The following is a 25,871-nucleotide window of genomic DNA, read 5'->3' on the forward strand; positions in this document are numbered from 1 at the left end:
GCGCCGTCAGAGCCAGTCGCCCTTGACCACCTGACCGTAGACCTCGCTCAGCCAGCTTCCCTTCTTCGCCTCCGGGCTCAGGCCCTGCTTCTTCAGCTGGGCATAAGCGTCCTCGTAGAAGGGCGACGAGCGGAAGTTGTGGCCGAGAATCGCGCCGGCGGTCTGCGCCTCGTTGGTCAGGCCGAGCGCGAGATAGGCCTCCACCAGGCGCAGCAGCGCTTCCGGGGTCTGGGTGGTGGTCTGATACTGCTCGACGACCACGCGGAAGCGGTTGATCGCGGCGGTATAATGGCCCTGCTTCAGGTAGTAGCGGCCGATTTCCATTTCCTTCGCCGCCAGGTGGTCGAAGGCCAGATCGAATTTCAGCATCGACGAGCGCGCATAATCGCTGTCGGGATATTGCTCGATGACCTCGCGCAGCGCCTGCAGCGCCTGGAAGGTCAGCCCCTGATCCCGGCCGACTTCGTCGATCTGGTCGTAATAGGACAGTGCCAGCAGGTATTTCGCATAGGCCGCATCCTCGTCCCCCGGATAGGTATCGAGGAACCTTTGCGCCGAGCCGCGCGCGTCTTCGTATTTCTTCGCCTTGTGCTGCGAATAGGCTTCCATGATCAGCGCGCGCTTGGCCCATTCCGAATAGGGATAGAGCCGCTCAACTTCGCTGAAATAGCGCAGCGCATCATCGGGGCGGCGCGGATTGCCGACCTCGAGCTCGTATTCGCCGCGCTTGTAGATCTCTTCGGCGGTGAAATTCTCCAGCGGCGGTTCCTTGGACTTGCTGCCACCGCAGGCCGCCAGCAGGGAGACAAGCACAAGACTGCCGACCCGGAATGTCGCCGCTCTGCCCAGTGCCATGCCCTTCGCCTCTTCTCGAATTCCGCGCGTGACCGGCGGAGCCTGATCACGCTGCCAAGGCCACCTGTCCCGGCGGCTGCTTCGCACCTCTAGCACAGAAAAATCCGGGGCGCAAAACGCCTTTCGCGTCCCCGGAAGGGGGCTGCGCTCACCGTGCCGCGATCGGGATCCGGCGGGCGACACCCGCGCCCGGCAGGCTGTGCGCCTGCGACGGGGTGCAGTCTTCCCAAGCCCAGGCGGTCGGGTCTGCGAACAGAGCGCGCAGCAGCCGGTTCGTCATGGAGTGGCCCGAGCGCACACCGACATAGCGCCCGAGGATTGGGCCGCCGGCGAGCGCGAGGTCGCCCATCGCGTCGAGCATCTTGTGCCGCACGGCTTCGTCGGCATGGCGCAGACCACCCGGGCTGAGCACCTTGTCGCCATCGACGACGACCGCATTTTCATAGGTCCCGCCGAGGGCGAGGCCATGCGCCTGCATGTAGTCCACATCCGCCTGACGGCAGAAGGTACGGCTGTCCATCAGCTCGCGCACGAAGGCGCCATTCGACATGGTCAGGTGCTTCTCCTGCTTGCCGATCGCCGCATCCGCGAAGTCGATGGCGAAATTGATTTCCAGAGCGGCTGCCGGCTCCAGACGGGCAACCGCCTCGCCGTCGCGCACTTCGACCGGCTTCAGCACGCGCACGGCACGCAGAACCGCATGCTGCGAGCGGGTGCCCACGCGGCGCATGGCGCGCACGAAGGGCGCCGAGGAGCCATCGAGAATCGGCACTTCGGGGCCGTCGATCTCGATCAGGGCGTTGTTGATGCCGAGGCCGGCCAGCGCGGCCATGATATGTTCGATGGTCGAAACCGACACGCCCGCCGCGTTCTCGATCAGCGTGCAGAGCTTCGAGGGGGTCACCTTGTCCCACCGCGCGACGACGAGCGGGTCGCGGTCGGAAATGTCGGTGCGGCAGAAAACGATGCCGTGATCTGCGGAGGCCGGGTGAACAACCATACGCACCGGGGCGCCCGAATGGAGGCCCACGCCGTCGAAGGTCACCTTGGATCCGAGAGTCGTCTGCACGGTTCGCTCCTGTTTCAACCACGCCCCCGTGATGTCCGGGGCTCGCAGGATCAGTTAGGCGCGCGCGCTGCGGTTAACAATTCACTCTTTGCAACAGGTTGAAACATTCGTGACACACCGCGGCAAAACCCCGCCAGCGCCGCCGCAACATGCTGATTTACATAAGAAAAAGGCCGCGACGAGCGCGGCCTTCGAAAATTCAGATGTGAACTGATCAGTTTGCCTGACGGCGCAGGAAGGCCGGGATTTCGATGCGATCCTGGTCCTGTTCGGGTTCGTCGTCATAGGCCTGCGGCTGCGGAATCGCGGCCTGGCGGGTCGGCATCGGAGCGTGCTCTTGACCGTGGCCTGTCATCCGGTTGATCAGCGAGTTGATCCCGAAGCGCGGCTTTTCGGCCATCGGCTGCGGCGCCGGGCGTTGCGCGGGCTGCATCGGCGGGCGCTGATAGCCAGCCGGAGCGGCCGGTTGCTTGTTGACCGCGGCCTGCAGGCGGGCGACGGCCTCGGGCGACGGCGTGCCGGGCTGGCGCGGGCGCGGCGCCACGAATTCCGACACATCATCCTCCACATGAAGCTCGCGGGCGACGGCCGGGCGCGGCTGGTAGGCCGGCGGCGGCAGCTCGTCGGCCACGTCTTCCACATGGTGGCGCTGCGGCGCCGGGGCCGGAGCGGTGTCGAACAGGGTCCGGTCGGGCTGCTGCGCGGCGACGGGCTGCGCAGCCACCGTCGCCGGAGCGGGCTCCTGCAGCGGCGCGGCCTTCGGCGCTTCGGCCTTCAGCGGCTCGGCCATGCTGCGGCGCGGAACCGGCACTTCGGCCGTCGCGGCCACGGCGTCGATCCCGGTCGCGACGACCGAAACCCGCATCGCGCCTTCCATATCCGGATCCAGCGTCGAGCCGACGATGATATTGGCTTCCGGGTCCACTTCCTCGCGGATGCGGTTCGCAGCCTCGTCCAGCTCGAACAGGGTCAGGTCGTAGCCGCCGGTGATGTTGATCAGCACGCCCTTCGCGCCCTTGAGCGAGATCTCGTCCAGCAGCGGGTTGGCAATCGCCTTTTCGGCTGCCTGAACGGCGCGGTCGTCGCCGGAGGCTTCGCCGGTGCCCATCATCGCCTTGCCCATCTCGTCCATCACCGAGCGCACGTCGGCGAAATCGAGGTTGATCAGGCCCGGGCGCACCATCAGGTCGGAAATGCCCTTCACGCCCTGATAGAGCACGTTGTCGGCCATGGCGAAGGCTTCGGTGAAGGTGGTGCGCTCGTTCGCCAGACGGAACAGGTTCTGGTTCGGGATGATGATGAGCGTATCGACGACCTTCTGCAGCGCCTCAATGCCGGCTTCGGCCTGGCGCATGCGCTTGGTGCCCTCGAACTGGAACGGCTTCGTCACCACGCCGACGGTGAGCACACCGAGCTCCCGCGCCGCCTGCGCGATGATCGGCGCCGCACCGGTGCCGGTGCCGCCGCCCATGCCGGCGGTGATGAAGCACATATGCGCGCCCGCCAGATGATCCACGATCTCCTCGATCGTTTCCTCGGCGGCGGCGGCGCCCACGGCAGGGCGGGCGCCCGCGCCGAGGCCCTCGGTCACCTTCAGGCCCATCTGGATACGGGCCTTGGCGCGCGATTGCTGCAGCGCCTGAGCATCCGTGTTGGCGACGACGAATTCAACGCCATCCAGCTGCTGCTCGATCATGTTGTTGACGGCGTTGCCACCCGCGCCGCCCACACCGAAAACGGTGATCCGCGGCTTGAGCTCTTCGTGTTCGGAAGCCGAGAAGGTCAAGGTCATGAGTTTCCGCCTGTTTTGTTCTTAACGGCCCTGTCCCGGCCGAATGTCCCCGAAATTACACCGACTCTAGCCGCGAATCCCGAAAACGTCACCCAAAAAACACAGCGTTAACACAAAATATGGGTCACGCCGCCAAAGAGTCAGCGGCATTTCGCGCATGCGACAGGATCTGGTGGAAAGCCGCGCAAAGGTCCCCGGCTCTAGCGGGCCGGGACAGGCGCACGGGCCCCGCCGCTACCAGTTCTCGCGGAACCAGCGCAGCGCCCGGCGGAACGGGCGGCCGTTCAGCCGCTCGGCCGGGATCTCGAAATCCCACATCTCGTCTTGCGGGCTGGCGGCAAACAGCGCGAGCCCGACGGCCGAGGAAAACCCCGCTCCGGTCGCCGCCTGCGGCAGGCCCTGCACCCGGAGCGGGCGCCCGAGGCGCACGTTCTGGCCGAGGATCCGGGCTGCGAGCCCATCGAGCCCCGGGATCTGGCTCGCCCCCCCGGTGAGCACGATCTGCTGGCTCGGCAGATGGTCGAAGCCCGCGGCATCCAGGATCGCCCGGACCTCTTCGAGGATCTCCTCTACCCGCGGGCGCATGATGCCGATCAGCTCGGCGCGGCTGACCCGGCGGCGGTCTTTCTCCCAGTCGCCGGAATTGCCGCTGAGCTCGATCATCTCGCGGTCGTCCATCCCGGTGGCCACGACGCCGCCATGGAAGGTCTTGATCCGCTCGGCCATCGTCACCGGGATCTGCAGGCCCACGGCGATATCGTGGGTGACGTTTTCGCCCCCCATCCGCACCGCATCGGCGAAAATCATGTGCTTTTTCATGAAGATCGACACGCCGGTCGCGCCGCCGCCCATGTCGATACAGGCCGAGCCCAGTTCCTGCTCGTCCTCAACCAGCGAGCTGAGCCCCGAGACATAGGCCGAGGAGGCGATGCCCGCGAGATCGAGATCGCAGCGCCGGATGCAATAGATCAGGTTCTGGATCGCCGAGGCCTCGACCGTCAGCAGATGCATGTCCACCGCCAGATTGCGCCCGACATGCCCGCGCGGATCGGAAAGGCCCGAGCGGCTGTCGAGCGCGAAGTTGACCGGATGGGCATGCAGCACCTCGCGGGTCAGCCCGATATCGGGCATCTCGGACGACGCCAGCACGCGCGCCACATCCTGCTCGCCCACCTGCGCCGCCGCGACCTCTACCTGCCCCGCAAGGCCATAGCTGCGCGGCCCGGCGCCTGCGAGGCAGGCGATGATATGGTCCACGCGCGTATTGGCCATTTTCTGCGCCGCCTGCACCACGGTGCGGATCGCGCGCTCGGTCTGCGCCATGGCGTCGATCTCGCCGAAGCGGACCCCGCGCGATTGCGTGGTCGCGGCGCCAATGACGCGGAAGGTGGATTGCCCGGCCAGCGGCCCGACCCCGTCATGCTCCTGCGACGGATCGGCCCCGTCGAAGCGCAGCACCAGGCAGGCGATCTTCGAGGTCCCGATATCGAGCAGCGCCACGACACCGCGCTGCATCGCAGCCTTGCGCATCGCCCGCATCGCCCGCTGGGTCTGATAGAGGTCGGTCATGGGGTGGCCTTCGCGTTGGTCTTTTTCGGGGCGGGGATCTGTCCGGTGATCACCTGGAACTGTTCGAGCGCATAGCCGCTGAGGCGCACCGTCGGGCGGTCTGCCTCGCGCAGGTCGATCCGGGTGAAATCGCGGCTGAGCAGGTCGTCGGAGGCATCGAGCGCCAGCACGCGCTCCACCGCGCGCACCGGGTTCTTCTCGGGCAGCATCACCATCCGGTCGCCCTCGAGCGCAATATCCCAGCGGCGCTCGCCCATCCGCACGAGGCCACGCATCTTCGGCAGGAGCGGCTTCGCGGCGGCCAGGATCTCCAGCGCCTCGGGCACGGCAGCATCGGCGCCCTCCCCCGCGATCAGCGGCAGGTCCGGGCGCGCATCGCGCCGTGTGAGCGACGCGGTGCGGTGGCCGCTCTCGTCGAGCATCTCGATGCCATTCGGCGTGCGCCACAGGATCACCGGGTCGCGCTCCGTCACCCGGACTTCCAGCGCGTCGCTGCGCACCACCAGCGCCACATCCTTCACCGCATCCAGCCGCTTGATCGCGTCGTGATAGGCGCTGAGGTCGATCGCGAAGCGCGAGGCCGGCAGCTCCACCGGCAGCATCGCGCGCACCGCATCCTGCACCTCGGGGCTGGCGCCGTCGATCTTCATCTCGGCCACGCGGAATTCCGGCCGGTTCTGGATCTGCAGCTTCATGTCGTCGACCCATTGCATCAGGTCGGCGCGGCGCCCCTCGTCGCCGAGCCACAGCCCGACGCCCAGCGTCACCACGAAAATCGGCGCGCCGATCCGGGTCAGCGCGCGGATCGTCGGCGTGAGCCACATCCGCTCCAGCCGGAACGCCAGCCGCGAGGGCGCCCAGTCCCGGTGCGGCGGGCGCGGCGCCTTCGGGCGCATGTACCGCGGCTCGGCCTTCAGCGGTCGCATGAGGCGTCCTCCAGGATCCGGCGGCACAGCTCCGGGAAGGCGATCCCCTCTTTCGCGGCCTGTTCGGGCGCGAGCGAGGTGGGCGTCATCCCGGGCTGGGTATTCGTCTCCAGCAGCACGAGCCCGGCGGCGCCGCGGCTGTCGTCCCAGCGGAAATCGCTGCGGCTGAGCCCGCGGCAGCCGAGCGCGCGGTGCGCCCGGAGCGCATAGTCGCGCACCGCCTCGGCCACATCCTCGGGGATATGCGCCGGGCAGATATGCTTCGCCCCGCCGACGGCTGCGTATTTCGCGGTGTAATCGTACCAGCCATCGGTGAGCAGCTCGGTCACGCAGAAGGCGCGGTCGTCCATCACCGCGCAGGTGAGCTCGCGCCCGGGCACATAGGTCTCGACCATCACCGTCGCCGGCATCTGCTCGGGCAGATGCGGCGGGCCGTTCGCGCCCTCGGTCACGATATGCACGTTGACCGAGGAACCCTCGTTGTTCGATTTGACCACATAGGGCACCGGCAGCACATGGCGCGCCATGACCTCGGCCTTGTCGGCCAGAACGCTCTCCACCACCGGCAGCCCGGCGGCGCGGAAGGCATCCTTCGCGCGGGTCTTGTCCATCGCCAGCGCCGAAGCCAGTACGCCCGAATGGGTATAGGGAATGCGCAGCCATTCCAGCAGGCCCTGCACGCAGCCATCCTCGCCCCAGCGGCCATGCAGCGCATTGAACACGCGCGCAGGCTTCAGCTCCGCAAGGCGCTGCGCCAGATCGGGGCCCGCATCGACCTCGACCACCTCGAATCCCGCCACCCGCAGCGCCTCGGCGCATTCACGCCCCGACGACAGAGACACATCCCGCTCCGAGGATGCGCCGCCCATCAATACCGCCACCAGGTGGGATGCCCTGCTCGACATTCCCGCCACGTCCGCCTCTCCCGGGGTTTATCCCCGTGGAATCTTTGGTTGTTGCTGCGCCGCCGCGATCAATATTCGCCCACGCGCATGATTTCCCACTGTAGCGAAATTCCCTGGGTCTGCAAAACCTTTTTGCGGACCTCCTCGCCAAGGCCCTCCAGATCAGCGGCCGTCGCGCCGCCGGTGTTGATCAGGAAGTTCGAATGCATTTCGCTCATCTGCGCGCCGCCGCGGCGGGCCCCGCGCATGCCCGCGTCGTCGATCACCTTCCAGGCTTTCAGGTCGTGCACATCATCGGCGCGCCCGGTGGAGGAGAACCCGGCCGGGTTGCGGAAGGTGGAGCCCGCGGAGCGCTCCTTCGTCGGCTGTGAAGCATCGCGGCGGGCGATCTGCTCCTCCATCCGCTGGGCCAGTGCCGCAGGATCCCCGGCCTCCGCGCGGAACTGCGCCGAGACGATCACCGCCCCCTCCGGCAGGGTGCTGGAACGGTAGGCAAGCGCCAGCTCCGCAGGCCCGAGCTCCGCCACCGCGCCCGAGCGCAGCACCACCCGCGCCGCGATCAGGTGATCGGCCACATAGCTGCCGTAGCAGCCTGCGTTCATGCGCACCGCGCCGCCGACAGAGCCCGGAATGGTGCGCAGGAAGGTCAGGTCGCGCCCGGCCTCGGCCGCGCGCCGCGCCACATGCGCATCGAGCGCCGCCGCCCCAGCCGCGACCGTATCGCCCTCGACCGAAATCGTGTTGAAGCCGCGCCCGAGCCGGATCACCACCGCATGAATGCCGCCATCGCGCACGATCAGGTTGGAGCCCACCCCCATCGGGAACACCGCCACATCGCCTGGCAGCGCGGCGAGGAAGGCGCGCAGGTCGTCTTCGTCCTGCGGCTGGAAGAACCAGTCCGCCGGGCCGCCGACCCGCAGCCAGGTAAGCTCTGCGAGCGGACGATGGGGCACCAGGGTGCCACGCGGGGTATAGGCCAGATGTTCCATGCCGCCCGCATTAGCCGCGCGCCCGCGCGCGGGCAAGCCCTAGGCCCGCAGCCCTGCAAGATCCCGCACGGTCACGCAGCCGGGCACCTGCGCCGGGAGATCCGCATCCGCAGCGAGGCAGGACAGGCAATCGCCCGCCCGCGGGCAGGCGCAGCAGCGCGCGACCATCGCACCGAAATGCGCCCGGCTCAGCCGCCCCTCATACATGGCTTCGTTGACATTGACGCCCATCCGGCGCGCCACGCCGCGCACGACCCAGAAATGCAGGCCCGCATCGCCGACCATACCCATCACACGCCCTCCGCCTCAGCCTCCTGACGCAGCCGCGCCAGCAGCTCGCGGTTCGCGCAATAAGCGGGCGGCGGCGCGCCCGCATCCCCCGCTTCTTCCGGGGGCTGATGCGCGCCGAGCCAGGCAAGGCAGGCCTCGGGCTCGGCGCAGCCGGTGCAGCGGACGACGGCCTCGCGCCAGTCCTCGCCCGAAAGCGCGCCCTCATGGATGGCCGTGGTGAGGTCGAGGCCCTGAACCTCGGCCATGCGGTTCATCATCGCGGCATGGCGATGGATGGTCCTGTGTCCGAACATCTGCTGTCCTTTCCGGTCCGATGGCGCAAGCCTGCGCCCGCGCGCCATCCGCCGCCATGATCCATGTCAAACGGATCACAGGCGCCCCGCGCGCAGCTCCGCCACCGTCTGGCGCACCAGCTCCATGCGGGCGCCATTGGCCGGGTGGGTGCCGAGGAACCTGTCGCCCGGGTCGGAGAGCCGGGCGAAGAATTCCGCCCCCCGCAGCGGATCATAGCCCGCATCCCAGGCGATGATCGTGCCGAGCCGGTCCGCGGCCAGCTCGTAGTTCTTGGAATAGGCGCGCCCGCCCACATCGGCGCCCATGCTCTGGGCCTGGGTGATCGCGGCCGGGTCGGCGCCGCTCGCCGCCGCCAGAACGCCCATGATCATCGCCCCCGCCGCGGCATCCTGGGTTTTGGATTCCAGATGCCCGAGGATATGGTGCGCGGCCTCGTGGCCCATCACGAAGGCCAGCTCGTCGCGGTTGCGCGCCTCCGCGATCAGCGGAAGGTTGAAGGCGATCACCGGGTTGCCGGAATTGTCCACCGTCTGGAAGGCGTTCGGCGCCGAGGCCGGGCGGTCATCCACCACGATGCGGTAATTGCAGTTCTGCTGGCCATGGGTGCGCTCGGCGCATTCCTGCGCGATCCGCGGCCGCATGGTCTCGGCCACGGAAACGAAATTCGACGCAGCCTCGCGCGGGCTCAGCCGCCCCGACATCGCCTCGGCCTGCACCACGGGGGCGCCCGGGCGCGAGACCTGCGGCTGCGGCGCCTCGCAGGCGGCCAGCGCCGCGGCCGCGGCCAGAGCCAGACAAAGGCGGAAGATCGAAAGCGGCATTGCCCGGGAACCTCGTGACACGACAGGAGAAATATCTACAGCCGCCGGGCGGCGGCGCAATGGGCAGGCGCACCCGCGCGAAGATTTTACCGCCCCCGCCGCGGCGGCCTGCCGCAGATTGTGCTTCACTCCGCTCCGGCCCCGCGCTAGCATCGCCCTATGTTCACCATCGAGCACGAATTCGACGCCACCGTGATCACCCTCGTCGACGAGGGGGACGATCCGCGCGACTACCTGCAGGAAGACATCACGATCCAGTCCTTCGAGGATTGCGTGGTGGTGGAGCAGGTCGACGACCAGACCGATACCGTCAGCCGGATCATCTTCTCGCATGCGCAGCTGCGCGAGCTGGCGGCGGCGCTGAACCTGCCCGAAGGCGTGTACCGCCTGCGGCAGACCCAGAAAGACAAATCCTAATCCAGGCGGAACAGCTTGTCGCGCGCGGTGTGCCCGCGCAGGAGGGTGAGGCGGCTTTTCGCCACGCCCAGGGCCTTGGCCAGCAGCTTCGTCACCTCGGCATTGGCCTTGCCGTCCTCCGGCGCCACCGTCACATAGGCGCGCAGCCCCCCCTCCCCCGGCACCAGCGCATTGCGCGAGGCCTTGGGCGTCACCCGCAGGGCGATTTCGGCCCCCGGAACGGCCAGATGCGTCAGATCGGTCATCGCGCCATCTAATCCGCATCCGCGCGCGGTTGCAATTGCAGCGACAGGCGCCGATATCTGCCCGGACCAGACTTCACGGAGACCCGCATGGACATCCTGCCCGCCGCCACCCGCAATGACGACGCGCTGCGCTTCCTGCTGACCCGCCGCTCGCGCCCGCCCAAGACGCTGGCGGCCCCCGCGCCCGGCCGCACGGAGCTGCGCGAGCTGCTGAGCGCCGCAGTGCGGGTGCCCGATCATGGCAAGCTGGAGCCCTGGCGGCTGGTGGTGCTGGAGCGCCCCGCGCTGGAGCGGCTGGCCCGGGCCGCGCAGGCCCATGCCGAAGCCACCGGGATGGACCCGGCCATGGCGCAGAAGGGGGTGGGCCAGTTCGCCCAGAGCCCGCTCTGCGTCGCAGTCATCGCCGTGCCGCGCCCGACCGACAAGGTGCCGCAGATCGAACAGGTGCTCTCGGCGGGCTGCGTCTGCCTCAGCCTCGTGAACGCCGCGCTGGCCACCGGCTGGGGCGCGGGCTGGCTCACCGGCTGGGTCGCGCATGACCCGGAATTCGCCCGCGCGGCCTTCGGCCTGCAGCCGGGCGAATGGGTGGCCGGGCTCGTGCATATCGGCACCGAAACCGCCCCGCCCCCCGAACGCCCGCGCCCGGATGTGGATGCGCTCACCACCTGGGTGGCGGCATGATCTTCACCTCCATCGCGCGCGGCTGGCACGACCTGATGCGCCCTGGCGCGCTGAAAATCCTGCTCAAGGGGATCGGGCTCGCGCTCGGGATGCTGATCGCGGCCGGGATCGGCCTCGGCGGGCTCGTCAATCTGCTGATGCCCGATACGGTGAGCCTGCCCTGGATCGGGCAGGTGAACTGGGTCCATGCGGCAGCGGGCTGGACGGCGGTCGGGCTGTTCCTCTTCGCCTCGGTCTTCCTGATGGTGCCGGTGGCCTCGGTGTTCACCGGGTTCTTCCTCGAGGATGTGGCCGAGCTGGTCGAGCGCACGCATTACCCCACCCTGCCGGAGGTGCGGCCGCTGGGCCTCATCGAGGGGCTGGGCGATACGCTGCGGTTCTTCGGCGTAGTGGTGGCGGCGAATATCGTCGCGCTGCTGGTCTATCCCTTCGTCATCCCCTTCGCGCCGATGCTGTTTCTGGCGCTGAACGGCTACCTGCTCGGGCGGGAATATTTCCAGATGGCCGCGCAGCGCCGCATGGGGCGCGATGCCGCGCGCGACCTCTACCGGCGCAATGCCCCTGTGGTGTGGATGACCGGCGCGATCATGGCCCTGCCGCTGGCGATTCCGGTGCTGAACCTGGTGGTGCCGGTGGTGGGGGCCGCAGCCTTCACCCACCTGTTCCACCGCCTCGCGCGGCGCTAACGCGCCAGCCGGCCAAAGAAATCCAGATCCTGGATCGACACGGCGCCCGACAGGATCACCGCCGCGATCGCGGCCCAGAGCGGTACCGCGACCAGCGTGGTGATCCAGGCCTTGCGGCCGAGCCGCGGGTCGTCCGGCGCCGAGGCGGGCGTCCCCGGGACGACCGATCCCGCCTCCTCCTGGCTGCGGAAGCGGATGGGCAGCACCACGAAGAACACCATGAACCAGATCACGGCGAACAGCACGATGCCGCCCGTGAGGTTCATCAGACCTGCTCCAGCTCGATCAGGCAGCCGTTGAAATCCTTCGGATGCAGGAACAGCACCGGCTTGCCATGCGCGCCGATCTTCGGCTCGCCGGTGCCGAGCACGCGCGCGCCCTCGGCCTTCAGCTTGTCGCGCGCGGCGAGGATATCATCGACCTCGAAGCACATGTGATGGATCCCGCCCGATGGGTTCTTGTCCAGAAAACCCTGGATCGGGCTGTTCTCGCCCAGCGGATACAGCAGCTCGACCTTGGTGTTCGGCAGCTCGATGAACACCACCGTGACGCCATGGTCCGGCTCGTCCTGCGGCGGGTTCACCTTCGCGCCGAGGGTATTGCGGTATTGCGCCGATGCCGCCTCCAGATCTGGCACGGCAATGGCGACATGGTTCAAACGTCCGATCATGGTGGGCCTCCCAATCATTCAGCCTTCGGAATAGGCGCCGGACCGGTTTCATGCAAGCGCGGCAAGGCGGCTTAACCCCGTGTTAGCCAAATTTGCGGTTAATCGAATCGAACGCAATTCCTCTGCCAAGGATATTTCCCATGACCGAAGATCTGAGCCGCTACCTGTCGACCCGCCCCGCCCCGTCCGACCGTCCGCTGCTGGGCCTCACCGTCCTGGTGGTGGAGGACAGCCGCTTCGCCTCGGAGGCGCTGCGGCTGATGGCGCTGCGCTCCGGGGCGCGCCTGCGCCGGGCGGATTGCCTGCGCGCCGCCTACCGGCACCTGCAGACCTACCGCCCCGGCGTCGTGATCGTGGATATGGGCCTGCCGGATGGCTCCGGCGCAGATCTGATTCGCCACATCCGCCAGCTGAACCCCGCGCCCACGGTCATCGGCCTCTCGGGGGACCCGGTCCGCGCGCAAGAGGCGCTGGAGGCCGGGGCGGATGCGTTCCTGGCAAAGCCGCTCGAAAGCCTGGCCCTGTTCCAGCAGACGGTGATCGGCGCCCTGCCCGCCGATGCCCGGCCGCGCGCCCCCCGCGCCCTGCCAAACGACACCATCGCCCCGGATCCGCTCGCGCTGCGCGATGATCTGAGCGAAGTGGTGCGGATGCTGGCCGAGCGGCCGGATGCGACGGCGGTCGGCTATGTCGGGCAGTTCCTGTCGGGCCTCGCCTGCTCCGCGCGCGACGAAGCGCTGGAGCGTGCCGCCTGCGAGCTGACGGCAGGCCTGCCGAGCCCCGCTGCGGTCTCTCGCGCGCAGGGCCTGGTGCAGGCGCGTCTGGCGGCAGGTCAGGTGTTCTGAGCCTGCCGGGTCAGGCGTCTGTCAGCGCCGGATCGGAGGCCACCCTTACGAGGCGGGTCAGGTCCGCCAGCCGCTCCTGCTGCTGCCCTCCGGCATCGAAATTCGCCGGGTCCAGCCAGGCGCCATAGGCCGCCTCCAGCCCGGGCCATTCCTTGTCCGTGGCCGCGAACCAGGCCGTGTCGCGGTTGCGCCCCTTGACGATGGTCGCCTGCCGGAAGATGCCCTCATAGCTCAGGCCGAGCCGCTGCGCCGCACGCCGCGACGGCATGTTCAGCGCGTCGCATTTCCACTCGAACCGGCGGTACCCCGCCCCGAAGGCCCAGGCAATCATCAGGATCATCGCCTCCGTCGCCACGCGCGAGCGCTGCAGCCGCGGCGACAGGCAGATATGGCCAAGCTCGATGCAGCCGACCGCCGGGGTGATCCGCAGATAGGACATCACGCCGCCGGGCTGGCCGGTCTCGCGGTCGATCACGGCGTAGTAATAGGGATCTTCCGAGGCCGAAGCATCCTTCGCCCAACGCAGATAGCCGACCTCCGAGGGAAACGGCCCATAGGGCAGGTAATCCCAGATCGCGTCGTCTTCCAGATTGGCGCGAAACAGCTGATGGGCGTGGCGCTCCTCCAGATGTTCGAGCCGCGCATAGCGCCCCTCGAGCAGATCCGCATCCGGGGCTGGCGGCGCAACCCAATCCGGAACCGGCGCGCCAAACATCTTCTGCTTCATGGAGTCCCCTTGCCTCAAGCTTTCGTGAACGCACGCTAGCCTGCACCTCGCCCACAGGCAATCACCCGCAGGCACGCACCGGCCTTCAAAGGGAATGCGGCTTGGGGCGGCTCCGGTTCCCCGCCCCGCGGATTTTTCCGCACGGTCCCCCCGGCCGAACCGAAAGGGCGGGGTGAACCGCCCCGCGCCTTTCGCAAATCATGGTGATCAGGCCTGAAGCGGGCGGACGCTGATCTCGCCCTCACCGCGGGATTTCATCGCGGCCACGGCAGCGATGCTGGCCGCCGCGGTGGTGAAATACGGGATGTGGTCATAGAGCGCCACCGCCCGGATCTCGCGGCTGTCGGCGATCGATTGCGTGCCATCGGTGGTGTTCATCACCAGCGCCACATCGCCGTTCTTCAGCCGGTCGACGATGTTCGGGCGGCCCTCATACACCTTGTTGACCGCCTCGGCCTGGATGCCCTGCGCCTTCAGCCAGTTCGCGGTGCCGCGCGTCGCGATGAGCGTGAAGCCCATCTCCAGCAGATCGCGCGCCGCCGCCGCCAGCTCGTCGGACTTGTCGGCATCCTTGATCGAGAGGAACACCCGGCCGCCATCGGGCAGCTTCGTGCCAGCGCCCAGCTGCGCCTTCAGGAAGGCGCGCGGGAAGTTGCGGTCCCAGCCCATGACCTCGCCGGTCGAACGCATTTCCGGCCCGAGCAGCGTATCGACCCCGGCGAACCGCGCGAAGGGCAGCACTGCCTCCTTCACCGAATACCAGGGCGTGTTCGGGTCGGCCAGCGTCAGCGGATCGGCGAAGGGCAGCGGGTCTTCGGGGCCGACCCCCTCCGGATAGGCGGCACGATGCGGGAAATTCGCCATCGGCTCGCCCGCCATCAGCCGCGCCGCAATGGAAGCGATCGCGCTGTCGGTGGCCTTGGCCACGAAGGGCACCGTGCGCGAGGCGCGCGGGTTCACTTCCAGCACATAGATCACGCCGTCCTTGATCGCGAACTGCACGTTCATCAGGCCGACGACCTGCAGCCCGCGCGCGAGCTTCACCGTCTGCGCCTTCAGCTCCGCCACCATTTCCGCGGAGAGCGAATACGGCGGCAGCGAGCAGGCCGAGTCGCCCGAATGCACCCCGGCTTCCTCGATATGCTGCATGATCCCCGCGACATGGACCGTCTCGCCATCCGAGAGCGCATCCACATCGACCTCGATCGCGCCCGAGAGATAGCTGTCGAGCAGCACCGGGCTGTCGCCCGAGACGTTCACGGCGGTGGCGATATAGCGCTTCAGCTGATCCAGATCGCGCACGATTTCCATCGCCCGGCCGCCCAGCACATAGGACGGGCGGATCACCAGCGGATAGCCGATGCGGCCGGCGATCTCGAACGCCCCGGCCTCGGAATGCGCGATGCCGTTCACCGGCTGCTTCAGGCCGAGATCGTTCAGCAGATGCTGGAACCGCTCGCGGTCTTCGGCGAGGTCGATCGCATCGGGCGTGGTGCCCAGAATCGGGATCCCCTCTGCCTCCAGCGCATTCGCCAATTTCAGCGGCGTCTGGCCGCCGAACTGCACGATCACGCCATGCAGCGTGCCGTTCTCCTGCTCCACCCGCAGGATCTCCAGCACCGATTCCAGCGTCAGCGGCTCGAAATAGAGCCGGTCCGAGGTGTCGTAATCGGTCGAGACCGTCTCCGGGTTGCAGTTGACCATGATGGTCTCGTAGCCCGCCTTCGTCAGCGCGAAACAGGCGTGGCAGCAGCAGTAATCGAATTCGATCCCCTGCCCGATCCGGTTCGGACCGCCGCCCAGGATCACCACCTTCTTGCGGTCGCTGGGCCGGGCCTCGCATTCCACGTCGCCCATCGCCGGGGCTTCGTAGGTCGAATACATGTAGGGCGTCTGCGCCTCGAATTCGGCGGCGCAGGTGTCGATGCGCTTGAACACCGCCTTCACGCCGAGGTTGCGCCGCGCGCGGCGCACCTGCGCCTCGTCCCGCCCGGTGAGCTTCGCCAGACGCTGGTCGGTGAAGCCCATCATCTTCAGCCGGCGCAGGCCTTCCTCGGTGAAGGGCAGCCCGTTCTTGCGGATCTCGGCCTCGGCATCGATGATTTCGCGGAACCGCGCCAGGAACCAGGGGTCGAAAGAGGTCGCGGCCTGGATCTCGTCATCGCTCAGCCCGAGACGCATCGCCTGAGTGATGATCCGGATCCGGTCCGGCGTCTGCTGCGACAGCGCCTTGATCACCGCGGCCTTGTCCGGCGCGCCGGGGATCTCGATCTCGTCGAAGCCCGACAGCCCGGTCTCCAGCGAGGCCAGCGCCTTCTGCACCGATTCATGGAAGGTCCGGCCGATGGCCATGGCCTCGCCCACGGATTTCATCGCGGTGGTCAGCTCGGGCTTCGAGCCCGGGAATTTCTCGAAGGCAAACCGCGGGATCTTCGTCACCACATAGTCGATCGTCGGCTCGAAGGAGGCCGGCGTGACCTTGGTGATATCGTTGTCGAGCTCGTCGAGCGTATAGCCCACGGCGAGCTTCGCCGCGATCTTGGCGATCGGGAAGCCCGTCGCCTTGGAGGCGAGCGCAGAGGAGCGGCTCACGCGCGGGTTCATCTCGATCACCACCATGCGCCCGTCGGCCGGGTTGATCGCCCATTGCACGTTCGATCCACCCGTTTCCACCCCGATCTCGCGCAGGACGGCGATCGAGCCGTTGCGCATGATCTGGTATTCCTTGTCGGTGAGCGTCAGCGCCGGGGCCACGGTGATCGAATCGCCCGTATGCACGCCCATCGGATCGACGTTCTCGATCGAGCAGACGATGATCGCATTGTCCGCCTTGTCGCGGACGACCTCCATCTCGTATTCCTTCCAGCCGAGCAGGCTTTCGTCCACGAGGATCTGCGCCACCGGCGAGGCATCGAGCCCCGAATGGCAGATCTTGATGAAATCGTCGCGGTTATAGGCGACGCCGCCGCCGGTGCCGCCGAGCGTGAACGCGGGGCGGATGATCGCCGGCAGGCCGATATGCTCGAGCTCCGACAGCGCAAACTGCACGCCCGCGTTGATGTCGAACTTGCCGTTGGGCAGCTTCGGCGCGGTGACGATGGTCGCCTTCGGGTTTTCGATGCCGAGCCGGTCCATCGCCTCGCGGAACAGCTTGCGGTCCTCGGCCATCTCGATGGCCGCGCGCTTCGCCCCGATCATCTCGACGCCGAACTTGTCCAGCACCCCCATGTCCGCGAGCGCGAGCGCGGTATTCAGCCCGGTCTGCCCGCCCATCGTCGGCAAAAGCGCGTCGGGGCGCTCCTTCTCGATGATCTTGGCCACGACCTCGGGGGTGATCGGCTCGATATAGGTCGCATCGGCCATTTCCGGGTCGGTCATGATCGTCGCCGGGTTGGAGTTGACCAGAATCACCCGGTAGCCTTCTTCGCGCAGGGCCTTGCAGGCCTGGGCGCCGGAATAGTCGAATTCGCAGGCCTGGCCGATCACAATGGGCCCTGCGCCGATGATGAGGATGGACTTGATGTCTGTTCTCTTCGGCATGGCGGACCCCTTGTATGGCAGCAGGACGCGCGCCGCCTGCCAGGCGCCGCGCAAATTGATGGGGGTTATAGTCAGGTCGCGCCACAGCGCAAGGGCGAAACCGCCCCTATTCGGCCGCCATGCGCGGCTTCTCCTCCACCGGCGTGGCGTAGAGGTAGTCACGCGCGAGCGGCACGTCCTGCACCTCGTGGCACAGCTGATACTGGAACACCACCTGCCCGGCATAGCGGAAGGCCATTTCCGAAGAGATCAGATAGAACCGCCACATCCGGGTGAACCGCTCATCATAAAGTGCGCGGGCCGCGTCGAGATGTGCCTCGAACCGGCCGAGCCAGTGGCGCAGCGTATCGGCATAATGGATGCGCCAGATTTCCAGATCCGCCACCACCAGCCGCTCATGCTCGATCGCGGCCGAGGCCTCCGACATTGCCGGGCAGTATCCGCCCGGGAAAATATATTTCGTCACCCAGTCCGAGGTCGTGCCCGGGCGGTTCACCCGGCCGATGAAATGGATCAGCGCGACGCCCCCGGGCTTCAGCACCTGGCGCACACGGCCGAAATATTCGCGGTAATGCGGCAGCCCGACATGCTCGAACATGCCCACGGAGACGACCCGGTCGAAGCTCTCGCGCACGGTGCGGTAGTCACAGAGGCGAATCTCAATCCGGTCCTCCAGCCCGGCCGCGCGCACCCGCGCCAGCGCATAGGCGTGCTGCTCCTTCGAGAGGGTCACCCCCACCACCCGCGCGCCATAATCGCGCGCGAGCGTGAGCGCCATGCCGCCCCAGCCGCAGCCGATATCGAGCACGCTCATCCCCGGCTCCAGCAGCAGCTTGCGCGCGATATGGTGCTTCTTCGCCTCCTGCGCGGCATCGAGGCTCATGCCCGGGCGCGGGAAATAGGCGCAGCTGTACTGGCGGTCCCGGTCGAGGAACAGCTCGTAGAGCTGGCCCGAGAGGTCGTAGTGATGCGCGACATTGGCCTCGGCCTTGCCGATCGGGTTGAACTGCGCGATGCGGCGGTTCAGGTGCTTCCACAGGCGCATCGGACGCTCGAACCAGGGCATGCCGGAGCGCGCCACATTGCGCAGCAAAAGCTCCAGGAACCCGCTCAGGTCATCGTCCTGCAAGGTGAAGGCGCCGTCCATATAGCCCTCGCCCACGCCCAGATCCGGATTGCGCACGATCTGCCGGGTCAGGGCCGGGTCGTGGATCTGCATACGCACCTGCGGCGCGGTGCCGTCGCCGTAGCGGCGCTCGGTGCCATCGGCATAGGTGATCAGCAGCGTGCCGGAGCGCAGGATATGGCGCGCCAGGCGGTCAACGAGAAAGTCCCAAACAGTCATCCATCATGTCCCCAAGGCTGAGGATCTTCGCGGCGGAGATGCGGGGCGCAGGTTCGCTCCGGCAGTCTGCGGCGCTGCGGAGAGGCTTCGGTTCATCACAGGTTAACAAACATGCGCCCGCAGGCGAGTCCCGCAAGTGTGGATATGCGCACGCACCATCCCGCGCCCGGGCAAAACCGAACGATCCCGCACAAATGCCCAAATTGTGTGCACATGATACCCCAAATGCCGCCGCCGCCGCACGCGCCGGGCATGGCTGGCCCCGCGGCGCTGTCCTTCCGGCCTTGACTTTCGCCCCCCGTGCGGGTGTATCGGCCGGGCGGGATCGACCCTCTGGAACCCAAGGAATACAGCCATGCACGCCTATCGCAGCCATACCTGCGCCCAGCTTTCCGCCGCGAATGCCGGCGAAACCATCCGCCTTTCGGGATGGGTGCACCGGGTGCGAGATCATGGCGGCGTGCTGTTCATCGACCTGCGCGACCATTACGGCATCACCCAGATCCTGTGCGACGGCGACAGCCCGGCCTTCGCCGCGCTGGAAAAGGTGCGCGCGGAATGGGTGATCCGGATCGACGGCACGGTGAAGCTGCGCGACGAAAGCCTGATCAACGCCAAGATCCCCACCGGCGAGATCGAGGTCTATGTGCGCGACGTGGAAGTGCTGGGCGCGGCCGATGAGCTGCCGCTGCCGGTGTTCGGCGATCAGGACTACCCCGAGGAAACCCGCCTCACCTACCGCTTCCTCGACCTGCGCCGCGAGAGCCTGCACAACAAGATGATGCTGCGCTCGAATGTGGTGCGCTCGATCCGCAACCGGATGTGGGATGCGGGCTTCAACGAATTCCAGACCCCGATCATAACCGCCTCCTCGCCCGAGGGCGCGCGCGACTTCCTGGTGCCGTCGCGGCTGCATCCGGGCAAGTTCTACGCGCTGCCGCAGGCGCCGCAGCAGTTCAAGCAGCTGATCATGGTCGCGGGCTTCGACCGCTACTTCCAGATCGCGCCCTGCTTCCGTGATGAGGACCCGCGCGCAGACCGCAGCCCGACCGATTTCTACCAGCTCGATATCGAAATGTCGTTCATCGAGCAGGAGGACGTGTTCGCCACCGTCCAGCCGGTGATCCAGGGCCTGTTCGAGGAATTCGGCGCGGGCAAGACCGTGGATCCGGTCTGGCCGCGCATCGCCTACAAGGATGCGCTGCTGTGGTACGGCTCCGACAAGCCCGACCTGCGCAACCCGATCCGGATGGCGGATGTGTCGGAGCATTTCCGCGGCTCCGATTTCGGCATATTCGCAAAGCTGCTGGAGAATGCGGGCACCGAAGTCCGGGCGATTCCCGCCCCCACCGGCGGTTCGCGCAAATTCTGCGACCGGATGAACGCTTTCGCGCAATCGCAGGGCCTGCCGGGCATGGGCTATATCTTCTGGCGCAAGGCCGAGGACGGCACGATGGAGGCCGCAGGGCCGATCGCGAAGGCGCTCGGGGCCGCGCGCACCGAGGCGATCCGCCTGCAGCTCGGCCTCGGCGAGGGTGATGCGGTGTTCTTCCTCGGAGGCAAGGCCGAGCAGTTCGAGGCCGTGGCCGGGCGCGCCCGCAACGAAATCGGCCGCGAGCTGAAGCTCACCCAGGAAGGCGTGTTCCGCTTCGCCTGGATCGTCGATTTCCCGATGTACGAGAAGACCGACGACGGCAAGATCGACTTCAGCCACAACCCGTTCTCGATGCCGCAGGGCGGGCTGGAGGCGCTGATGGGCGACCCGCTGAAGGTCCATGCCTATCAGTACGACCTGGCCTGCAACGGCTATGAGCTGATTTCGGGCGGCATCCGCAACCACGAACCGACGATCATGTACAAGGCCTTCGAGCTGGCGGGCTACCCGAACAGCGAGGTGGACAAGCGCTTCGGCGGTATGGTGAAGGCGTTCAAATATGGCGCGCCTCCGCACGGCGGCTGTGCCATGGGCATCGACCGGGCGGTGATGCTGCTGGCCGATGAGCAGAACATCCGCGAGGTGATCATGTTCCCGATGAACCAGCGCGCCGAAGACCTGATGATGAACGCCCCTTCGGAGCCCACCAACGAGCAGCTGCGCGAGCTGCGGCTGCGGGTCCTGCCGAAGGACGCGTGAGCGGCCCCTGAGGCCTTTGGCCGGGTGGCAAGCCCGGCCGAGGGAAACAGGCGCGGGGCTAGAGCAGCCTGCGCGCCCGCAGCCAGGTCTCCAGGAAGACCGGCCATTTCTCCGAAGGCGAGCCCGTGCGCCCCATGGCGAAGCCATGCCCCCCGCGCGGCAGCAGCAGCCGCTGTACCGGCACCTGAGCATCCTCGCAGGCATCTGCGAGGATTTCGCCGTTCTCGGGCTTGGCGATCGGGTCGTCCTGGGTTTCCACAACGAAGATCGGCGGGGTGTCGTCATCGACATGGGTCTGCACCGACCAGGCCATCGCCTGCTGCAGGTTCGGGTTCGTGCCCACGAGAGAGATCCGCGTCGCCGTGCGGTCGAAAGGCGGGAGCAGGGTGATCACCGGATAGATCAGCGCGGCGGTCGCCACCTCGGCGCTCTGGCGGTCCACCTCATCCACCGGCGCGTAGGAGGGCTCGTCGCTGCGGGCAGCCGTCATGCCCATCAGATGCCCCCCGGCGGAGAAGCCCAGAAGCCCGATCCGATCGGGGTCGATCGCCGCGGAAGCCCTACCCGCCCGCATCATCCGGATCGCGCGCTGCGCATCCTGCAGCGGCGCCAGCGGCCCGACGGCCCAGCCCTCCTGCGGCAGCCGGTAGGTGAGCACGCAGGCAATGATTCCGCGCGCGGTGAGCCAGCGCACCGCCGGTGCCGCCTCCCCGGTCATCGAGATCCGCTGATAGCCGCCCCCCGCCGCCACGAGCATCGCGGTGCCGTTCGGATTGGGCGGGACATAGACGGTGAGCGCCGGGTCCGACACATTGGTGACATTGCCCCCGTCGCTCCGCTCCGGCCCCGTGGGCCCGCCGCCACCGGGGGGCACCCCGGGCCAGAGCCGCAGCCGCACCGGCCCCGCCTCCGTCGCACGCGCCTGCGTCGCCCAAAGCGCCGCTCCGAACAACACTGCACGTCGCCCGATCCGCATCCCCTGCCCCGATCTCGCCCATTCTGGCGTGGTCTTATAGAATGCATGTGATACGAAAATGAAGAAGCCCGCACCAGTACCGGAGCGGGCCTTCATCGCGAATGTGACCGCAGATCACGCAGCCGGATAATATCCGTACATCTGCTCGATCGGGGTTTCCACCGCCTCGATCGCGGCTTCGGCAGAGACTTCGTCCGCGGAAAAATAGGCATAGGCCTGATCCAGCACACGCAGAGCCTCTTCGGCCTTGGCGCGTTCGGGCGATGTCACAAGTTTAACGACCTTCGTCATGGAACTCTCCTTCGGTTTGGCCGAGTTCCTCCCTGCGCCCCTACTTAAACATGCGCGGGCAGAAATGACAGTCTCATTGCCGCAATTGCGTCATGCATTTTCTGCAATGCAGCGAAGCCGGGCCAGGGGCCGGAATCGAAAGCCCCGGCGCGGGGGCCGGGGCTTCGTTCGTGTCAGACCTGACGCTCGACCATCATCTTCTTGATCGAGGCAATCGCCTTCGCGGGGTTCAGCCCCTTCGGGCAGGTCTTGGTGCAGTTCATGATCGTATGGCAGCGATAGAGCTTGAACGGATCTTCCAGCGCATCGAGGCGCTCGCCCGTGGCTTCGTCGCGGCTGTCGATGATCCAGCGGTAGGCATGCAGCAGCGCCGCCGGGCCGAGGTAGCGGTCCGAGTTCCACCAGTAGCTCGGGCAGGAGGTGGAGCACGACGCGCACATCACGCATTCATAGAGGCCGTCGAGCTTCTTGCGGTCCTCGATCGACTGGCGCCACTCTTTCTCGGGCGTGTTCGTCTTGGTCTGCAGATAGGGCATGATCGAGGCATGCTGCGCATAGAACAGCGTCAGATCGGGGATCAGGTCCTTCACCACCGGCATATGCGGCAGCGGATTGATCTTCACCGTCTCGCCCTTGATCTCGTCGAGGCCATAGATGCAGGCGAGCGTGTTGATCCCGTCGATGTTCATCGCGCAGGAGCCGCAGATCCCCTCGCGGCAGGAGCGGCGGAAGGTCAGCGTCGCGTCGATCTCGTTCTTGATCTTCAGCAGCGCGTCCAGAACCATCGGGCCGCATTTGTCCAGATCGATGAAATAGGTGTCGATCCGGGGGTTCTCGCCGGTATCGGGATCCCAGCGGTAGATCTGGAACTTGCGGACGCGCTTGCCCTCGGGCTTCGGCCAGGTCTTGCCGACGCGGATCTGCGAATTTTTCGGAAGCTTGAACTGAACCATGGTTTTCACCCTCTCCAGTCGGTTCTGGCATATAGCGGCCGCGTCGGCATGCGGCCGGATTTCTTGTAGACGCAGCGGTCGAAGGCTGCGGACGGGTCTGTGCCGGTGCGGTTGCTCACGGTCACGTCAAAGCGCGCGCGGCTGCGGCTGCCACCGGAAGCGAAGCCCGCGCCCGCCTCGCCCGCAATCGGACGCAGGCGCTGCGCATCGGCCACGCACTGACGCTCGGCCTGGTCGACCGGGATCGGGCCACAGGCCGAGAGCGCCAGCAGCGCCACCCCCCAATGGATCCCGCGCCCGCTCATGCCGCCCCCATCATGCCCTGAACATTGGCCGAAATGCAGCGCATGGCGGCCGGACGTTGCGCGATGGTCATGACGGTCGAGACCGCCTCGGGCGTCACCCCCGTCAACGCGGCCCGTGACAGGCCGTAGATCTCCGACATCGAGGCATTGTCGATGACGCAATCGGTCACCGGGGCGGCATTCACGCCCGGGAACCGCTGCGCCACGACACCATTGACCGTGGCCTTCGCCTGGGCGCGCGCGATATTCTCGCCGCTTTGCCCCAGGCTGCAGGCCGTGAGCCCGGCAACCGCAATGACGGAGGCAGCCCGCATCAGTAGACGCGCGCCTTCGGCGCGATCTTCTTCAGGTCGATGCCGCCTTCCTCGAACGGGGTCAGCGGATCGAGATGCACCGGGCGGAAGGTCAGCGCGACCTGGTTGCCCTCCACATGCATGATCGAGTGCTTGCGCCAGTTCACGTCGTCGCGGTTCGGATAGTCCTCATGGGCATGGGCGCCACGCGATTCCTTGCGCGCCTCGGCGCCGACGATCGTCGCCAGCGCGTTGGGCATCAGGTTGGTGAGCTCCAGCGTCTCCATCAGGTCCGAGTTCCAGATCAGCGAGCGGTCGGTGACCTTCAGATCGCCGAGCTTGGCCGCGACGGCGGTCATCTTCTCCACGCCTTCGGCCAGGGTCTTGTCGGTCCGGAACACCGCCGCGTCCGATTGCATTGTCTTCTGCATTTCGAGGCGCAGCGCCGCGGTGGGCGTGCCGCCATCCGCATAGCGCAGCTTGTCGAAGCGGTCGAAGGCCTGATCCAGCGCCTTTTTCGACGGCGCCGGGATCGCGGCTTCGCGGTTGATCACCTGGCCTGCGCGGATCGCCGCGGCGCGGCCGAAGACCACGAGGTCGATCAGCGAGTTCGAGCCGAGGCGGTTCGCCCCGTGCACCGAGGCGCAGCCCGCCTCGCCCACCGCCATCAGCCCCGGGACGACCGCATCCGGGTTGTCGCCGGTCGGGTTGATCACCTCGCCCCAATAGTTCGTGGGGATGCCGCCCATGTTGTAGTGCACCGTCGGCAGAACCGGGATCGGCTCCTTCGTCACGTCCACCCCGGCGAAGATCTTCGCCGATTCCGAAATCCCCGGCAGGCGCTCTGCCAGCGCTTCCGGCGGCAGGTGGCTGAGGTTCAGGAAGATGTGGTCCTTGTGCTCGCCCACGCCGCGGCCTTCGCGGATCTCGATGGTCATGCAGCGGCTGACTACGTCGCGCGAGGCCAGGTCCTTGTAGTGGGGCGCATAGCGCTCCATGAACCGCTCGCCTTCGGAGTTGGTCAGATAGCCGCCTTCGCCGCGCGCCCCCTCGGTGATCAGGCAGCCGGAGCCGTAGATCCCGGTCGGGTGGAACTGCACGAATTCCATATCCTGCAGCGCGAGGCCCGCACGGGCCACCATGCCGCCGCCATCGCCGGTGCAGGTATGCGCCGAGGTGGCCGAGAAATAGGCCCGGCCATAGCCGCCCGTCGCCAGCACGACCATCTTGGCCGCGAAGACGTGGAAGGTGCCGTCGTCGAGCTTCCAGCACAGTACGCCTTCGCAGGTCTTGCCGTCATCGCTCATCAGCAGGTCGAGCGCGAAATATTCGATGTAGAATTCCGCGTTGTTCTTCAGCGACTGGCCATAAAGCGTATGCAGGATGGCGTGGCCGGTACGGTCGGCCGCGGCGCAGGTGCGCTGCACCGGCGGGCCTTCGCCGAATTCGGTGGTATGGCCGCCGAAGGGGCGCTGGTAGATCTTGCCCTGCTCGGTACGCGAGAACGGCACGCCATAGTGCTCGAGCTCATAGACCGCCGCCGGCGCGGAGCGCGCCAGATATTCCATCGCATCGGTGTCGCCCAGCCAGTCCGAGCCCTTCACCGTGTCATAGAGGTGCCATTGCCAGCTGTCCGGGCCCATGTTGCCGAGGCTGGCCGCGATGCCGCCCTGCGCGGCCACCGTATGCGACCGGGTCGGGAAGACCTTGGTCACGCAGGCCGTGCGCAGGCCCTGCTCCGCCATGCCGAGCGTCGCGCGCAGACCGGCGCCACCCGCGCCAACCACCACGACGTCGTAATGATGCGTCTCGTAAGTGTAGGATGCCATTTGTTCTGTCCCGTATCAGCCCATCGCGCCGAGCACGATGTCGAGGAAGGCGAATTTCGCCAGCGCGTAGAGCACCGAGGCCATCACCACCCAGGAGATCCCGGAGGCGATCAGCACCAGCACATGGCGGGTCGTGCCGCCGGCGTAATCCTCGATCATCATCTGTGCGCCGCGCGCGAAATGGCGCATGCCGACGATGAAGGCGAGCGCGGTTACGATCGCCACGAAGGGGTTGGAGAAGGTGGCGATCACCGCTTCCTGCGGCGCACCCAGCGTGCGGCCGAAGACGAACAGGAAAATCGGCACCAGGATGACCAGCGCAACGGCGCTGACGCTCATGAACCAGTGGTGCGCGGTGCCGGTATGCGCGGCCCCTTTGCCCTCGGCACGCTGACGGTCGGTCAGGTAACGCATCTTGTCCTC

The 25,871-nt window shown here is 67.2% G+C and carries 28 protein-coding genes; 5 read left to right on the top strand and 23 right to left on the bottom strand.

Annotated elements, in window-relative coordinates; all coding sequences use genetic code 11:
- Positions 1-6: 6 nt before the first annotated feature.
- The 10 genes from ACOMG5_RS00125 to ACOMG5_RS00170 all read right to left on the bottom strand — a co-directional run bounded on the left by ACOMG5_RS00125 (position 7) and on the right by ACOMG5_RS00170 (position 9,511).
- Complete coding sequence (locus ACOMG5_RS00125; protein ID WP_420341738.1) at positions 7-855, bottom strand: outer membrane protein assembly factor BamD; 849 nt, start codon at positions 853-855, stop codon at positions 7-9.
- A 148-nt stretch (positions 856-1,003) separates the two neighbouring features.
- Positions 1,004-1,924 carry a UDP-3-O-acyl-N-acetylglucosamine deacetylase gene (lpxC, locus tag ACOMG5_RS00130; RefSeq protein WP_420341739.1) on the bottom strand — a complete coding sequence of 307 codons (921 nt, stop codon included), beginning with the start codon at positions 1,922-1,924 and terminating at the stop codon, positions 1,004-1,006.
- A gap of 214 nt (positions 1,925-2,138) precedes the next feature.
- The gene (gene ftsZ / locus ACOMG5_RS00135) at positions 2,139-3,716 is read right to left on the bottom strand and encodes a cell division protein FtsZ (protein ID WP_420341740.1); all 1,578 of its coding nucleotides are present in this window, start codon (positions 3,714-3,716) and stop codon (positions 2,139-2,141) included.
- A 234-nt stretch (positions 3,717-3,950) separates the two neighbouring features.
- Positions 3,951-5,285: a cell division protein FtsA gene (ftsA, locus tag ACOMG5_RS00140; protein WP_420341741.1), complete on the bottom strand. Its 1,335-nt coding sequence runs from the start codon at positions 5,283-5,285 to the stop codon at positions 3,951-3,953.
- Positions 5,282-6,211, bottom strand: coding sequence for a cell division protein FtsQ/DivIB (locus tag ACOMG5_RS00145; RefSeq protein ID WP_420341742.1), 930 nt, complete (start codon positions 6,209-6,211; stop codon positions 5,282-5,284). Before ACOMG5_RS00145 ends, ftsA begins: the two co-directional genes overlap by 4 nt.
- Positions 6,199-7,125 carry a D-alanine--D-alanine ligase gene (locus ACOMG5_RS00150; protein ID WP_420341743.1) on the bottom strand — a complete coding sequence of 309 codons (927 nt, stop codon included), beginning with the start codon at positions 7,123-7,125 and terminating at the stop codon, positions 6,199-6,201. The genes ACOMG5_RS00145 and ACOMG5_RS00150 overlap by 13 nt, the downstream gene beginning before the upstream one ends.
- 59 nt (positions 7,126-7,184) lie before the next feature.
- On the bottom strand, positions 7,185-8,105 hold the full coding sequence (gene murB / locus ACOMG5_RS00155; RefSeq protein WP_420341744.1) for a UDP-N-acetylmuramate dehydrogenase: 921 nt from the start codon (positions 8,103-8,105) through the stop codon (positions 7,185-7,187).
- Between the two features lie 39 nt (positions 8,106-8,144).
- Positions 8,145-8,396 carry a DUF6455 family protein gene (locus tag ACOMG5_RS00160; RefSeq protein WP_420341745.1) on the bottom strand — a complete coding sequence of 84 codons (252 nt, stop codon included), beginning with the start codon at positions 8,394-8,396 and terminating at the stop codon, positions 8,145-8,147.
- Complete coding sequence (locus ACOMG5_RS00165) at positions 8,396-8,689, bottom strand: DUF6455 family protein (protein WP_420341746.1); 294 nt, start codon at positions 8,687-8,689, stop codon at positions 8,396-8,398. The genes ACOMG5_RS00160 and ACOMG5_RS00165 overlap by 1 nt, the downstream gene beginning before the upstream one ends.
- A 75-nt stretch (positions 8,690-8,764) precedes the next feature.
- Positions 8,765-9,511, bottom strand: a complete 747-nt coding sequence (locus ACOMG5_RS00170; RefSeq protein ID WP_420341747.1) for a M48 family metallopeptidase — start codon at positions 9,509-9,511, stop codon at positions 8,765-8,767.
- Positions 9,512-9,670: 159 nt separating this feature from the next.
- On the opposite strand from ACOMG5_RS00170, the gene ACOMG5_RS00175 reads away from it, so the two are divergent.
- Positions 9,671-9,928 carry a hypothetical protein gene (locus ACOMG5_RS00175; protein ID WP_420341748.1) on the top strand — a complete coding sequence of 86 codons (258 nt, stop codon included), beginning with the start codon at positions 9,671-9,673 and terminating at the stop codon, positions 9,926-9,928.
- On the opposite strand, the gene ACOMG5_RS00180 is transcribed toward ACOMG5_RS00175, so the two are convergent.
- Complete coding sequence (locus ACOMG5_RS00180; RefSeq protein WP_420341749.1) at positions 9,925-10,173, bottom strand: DUF167 domain-containing protein; 249 nt, start codon at positions 10,171-10,173, stop codon at positions 9,925-9,927. The two genes, ACOMG5_RS00175 and ACOMG5_RS00180, sit on opposite strands and share 4 nt — an antisense overlap.
- Positions 10,174-10,260: 87 nt before the next feature.
- Between ACOMG5_RS00180 and ACOMG5_RS00185 the strand changes: the two genes are divergently transcribed.
- Positions 10,261-10,854, top strand: a complete 594-nt coding sequence (locus ACOMG5_RS00185; RefSeq protein WP_420341750.1) for a nitroreductase family protein — start codon at positions 10,261-10,263, stop codon at positions 10,852-10,854.
- Positions 10,851-11,540, top strand: a complete 690-nt coding sequence (locus ACOMG5_RS00190) for an EI24 domain-containing protein (protein WP_420341751.1) — start codon at positions 10,851-10,853, stop codon at positions 11,538-11,540. Before ACOMG5_RS00185 ends, ACOMG5_RS00190 begins: the two co-directional genes overlap by 4 nt.
- Here ACOMG5_RS00190 and ACOMG5_RS00195 read toward each other — a convergent pair.
- Together ACOMG5_RS00195 and mce are read right to left on the bottom strand one after the other, a co-directional pair.
- Positions 11,537-11,806: a DUF1467 family protein gene (locus ACOMG5_RS00195; protein ID WP_420341752.1), complete on the bottom strand. Its 270-nt coding sequence runs from the start codon at positions 11,804-11,806 to the stop codon at positions 11,537-11,539. The genes ACOMG5_RS00190 and ACOMG5_RS00195 overlap by 4 nt on opposite strands.
- A complete protein-coding gene (gene mce, locus ACOMG5_RS00200; RefSeq protein WP_420341753.1) occupies positions 11,806-12,210 on the bottom strand; it encodes a methylmalonyl-CoA epimerase in 405 nt (134 codons plus the stop codon). The genes ACOMG5_RS00195 and mce overlap by 1 nt, the downstream gene beginning before the upstream one ends.
- A 140-nt stretch (positions 12,211-12,350) precedes the next feature.
- Here mce and ACOMG5_RS00205 point away from each other — a divergent pair, with 140 nt between their 5' ends.
- Positions 12,351-13,055 (top strand): response regulator, encoded by a 705-nt coding sequence (locus ACOMG5_RS00205; RefSeq protein ID WP_420341754.1) that lies wholly within the window; start codon positions 12,351-12,353, stop codon positions 13,053-13,055.
- A 10-nt stretch (positions 13,056-13,065) separates the two neighbouring features.
- Here the strand turns inward: ACOMG5_RS00205 and ACOMG5_RS00210 are convergent, their stop codons facing one another.
- The 3 genes from ACOMG5_RS00210 to ACOMG5_RS00220 form a co-directional block, all read right to left on the bottom strand.
- Entirely contained in the window at positions 13,066-13,782 is a 717-nt protein-coding gene (locus ACOMG5_RS00210) for a GNAT family N-acetyltransferase (protein WP_420341755.1), read from the bottom strand.
- A 207-nt stretch (positions 13,783-13,989) separates the two neighbouring features.
- Positions 13,990-17,322: a carbamoyl-phosphate synthase large subunit gene (gene carB, locus ACOMG5_RS00215; protein ID WP_420341756.1), complete on the bottom strand. Its 3,333-nt coding sequence runs from the start codon at positions 17,320-17,322 to the stop codon at positions 13,990-13,992.
- A gap of 106 nt (positions 17,323-17,428) precedes the next feature.
- Positions 17,429-18,667 (bottom strand): class I SAM-dependent methyltransferase, encoded by a 1,239-nt coding sequence (locus tag ACOMG5_RS00220; protein WP_420341757.1) that lies wholly within the window; start codon positions 18,665-18,667, stop codon positions 17,429-17,431.
- Between the two features lie 355 nt (positions 18,668-19,022).
- Here ACOMG5_RS00220 and aspS point away from each other — a divergent pair, with 355 nt between their 5' ends.
- Positions 19,023-20,801, top strand: coding sequence for an aspartate--tRNA ligase (aspS, locus tag ACOMG5_RS00225; RefSeq protein ID WP_420341758.1), 1,779 nt, complete (start codon positions 19,023-19,025; stop codon positions 20,799-20,801).
- Positions 20,802-20,859: 58 nt separating this feature from the next.
- Here aspS and ACOMG5_RS00230 read toward each other — a convergent pair whose 3' ends face one another.
- From ACOMG5_RS00230 to ACOMG5_RS00260, 7 genes are all read right to left on the bottom strand, one after another.
- Complete coding sequence (locus tag ACOMG5_RS00230) at positions 20,860-21,756, bottom strand: alpha/beta hydrolase (RefSeq protein WP_420341759.1); 897 nt, start codon at positions 21,754-21,756, stop codon at positions 20,860-20,862.
- 135 nt (positions 21,757-21,891) lie between these two features.
- Entirely contained in the window at positions 21,892-22,068 is a 177-nt protein-coding gene (locus ACOMG5_RS00235; protein WP_420341760.1) for a hypothetical protein, read from the bottom strand.
- 173 nt (positions 22,069-22,241) lie between these two features.
- Complete coding sequence (locus tag ACOMG5_RS00240; protein ID WP_420341761.1) at positions 22,242-23,021, bottom strand: succinate dehydrogenase iron-sulfur subunit; 780 nt, start codon at positions 23,019-23,021, stop codon at positions 22,242-22,244.
- A 5-nt stretch (positions 23,022-23,026) separates the two neighbouring features.
- Positions 23,027-23,326, bottom strand: coding sequence for a hypothetical protein (locus ACOMG5_RS00245; RefSeq protein WP_420341762.1), 300 nt, complete (start codon positions 23,324-23,326; stop codon positions 23,027-23,029).
- Positions 23,323-23,640 (bottom strand): succinate dehydrogenase, encoded by a 318-nt coding sequence (locus tag ACOMG5_RS00250; RefSeq protein ID WP_420341763.1) that lies wholly within the window; start codon positions 23,638-23,640, stop codon positions 23,323-23,325. The genes ACOMG5_RS00245 and ACOMG5_RS00250 overlap by 4 nt, the downstream gene beginning before the upstream one ends.
- Positions 23,640-25,448 (bottom strand): succinate dehydrogenase flavoprotein subunit, encoded by a 1,809-nt coding sequence (sdhA, locus tag ACOMG5_RS00255; protein WP_420341764.1) that lies wholly within the window; start codon positions 25,446-25,448, stop codon positions 23,640-23,642. The genes ACOMG5_RS00250 and sdhA overlap by 1 nt, the downstream gene beginning before the upstream one ends.
- 15 nt (positions 25,449-25,463) lie before the next feature.
- Positions 25,464-25,862, bottom strand: coding sequence for a succinate dehydrogenase, hydrophobic membrane anchor protein (locus tag ACOMG5_RS00260; RefSeq protein WP_420341765.1), 399 nt, complete (start codon positions 25,860-25,862; stop codon positions 25,464-25,466).
- Positions 25,863-25,871 lie beyond the last annotated feature (9 nt).

It is taken from the genome of Paenirhodobacter sp. (assembly GCF_041916475.1).
In the GTDB taxonomy this organism is placed as follows: Bacteria; Pseudomonadota; Alphaproteobacteria; order Rhodobacterales; family Rhodobacteraceae; genus Rhodobacter.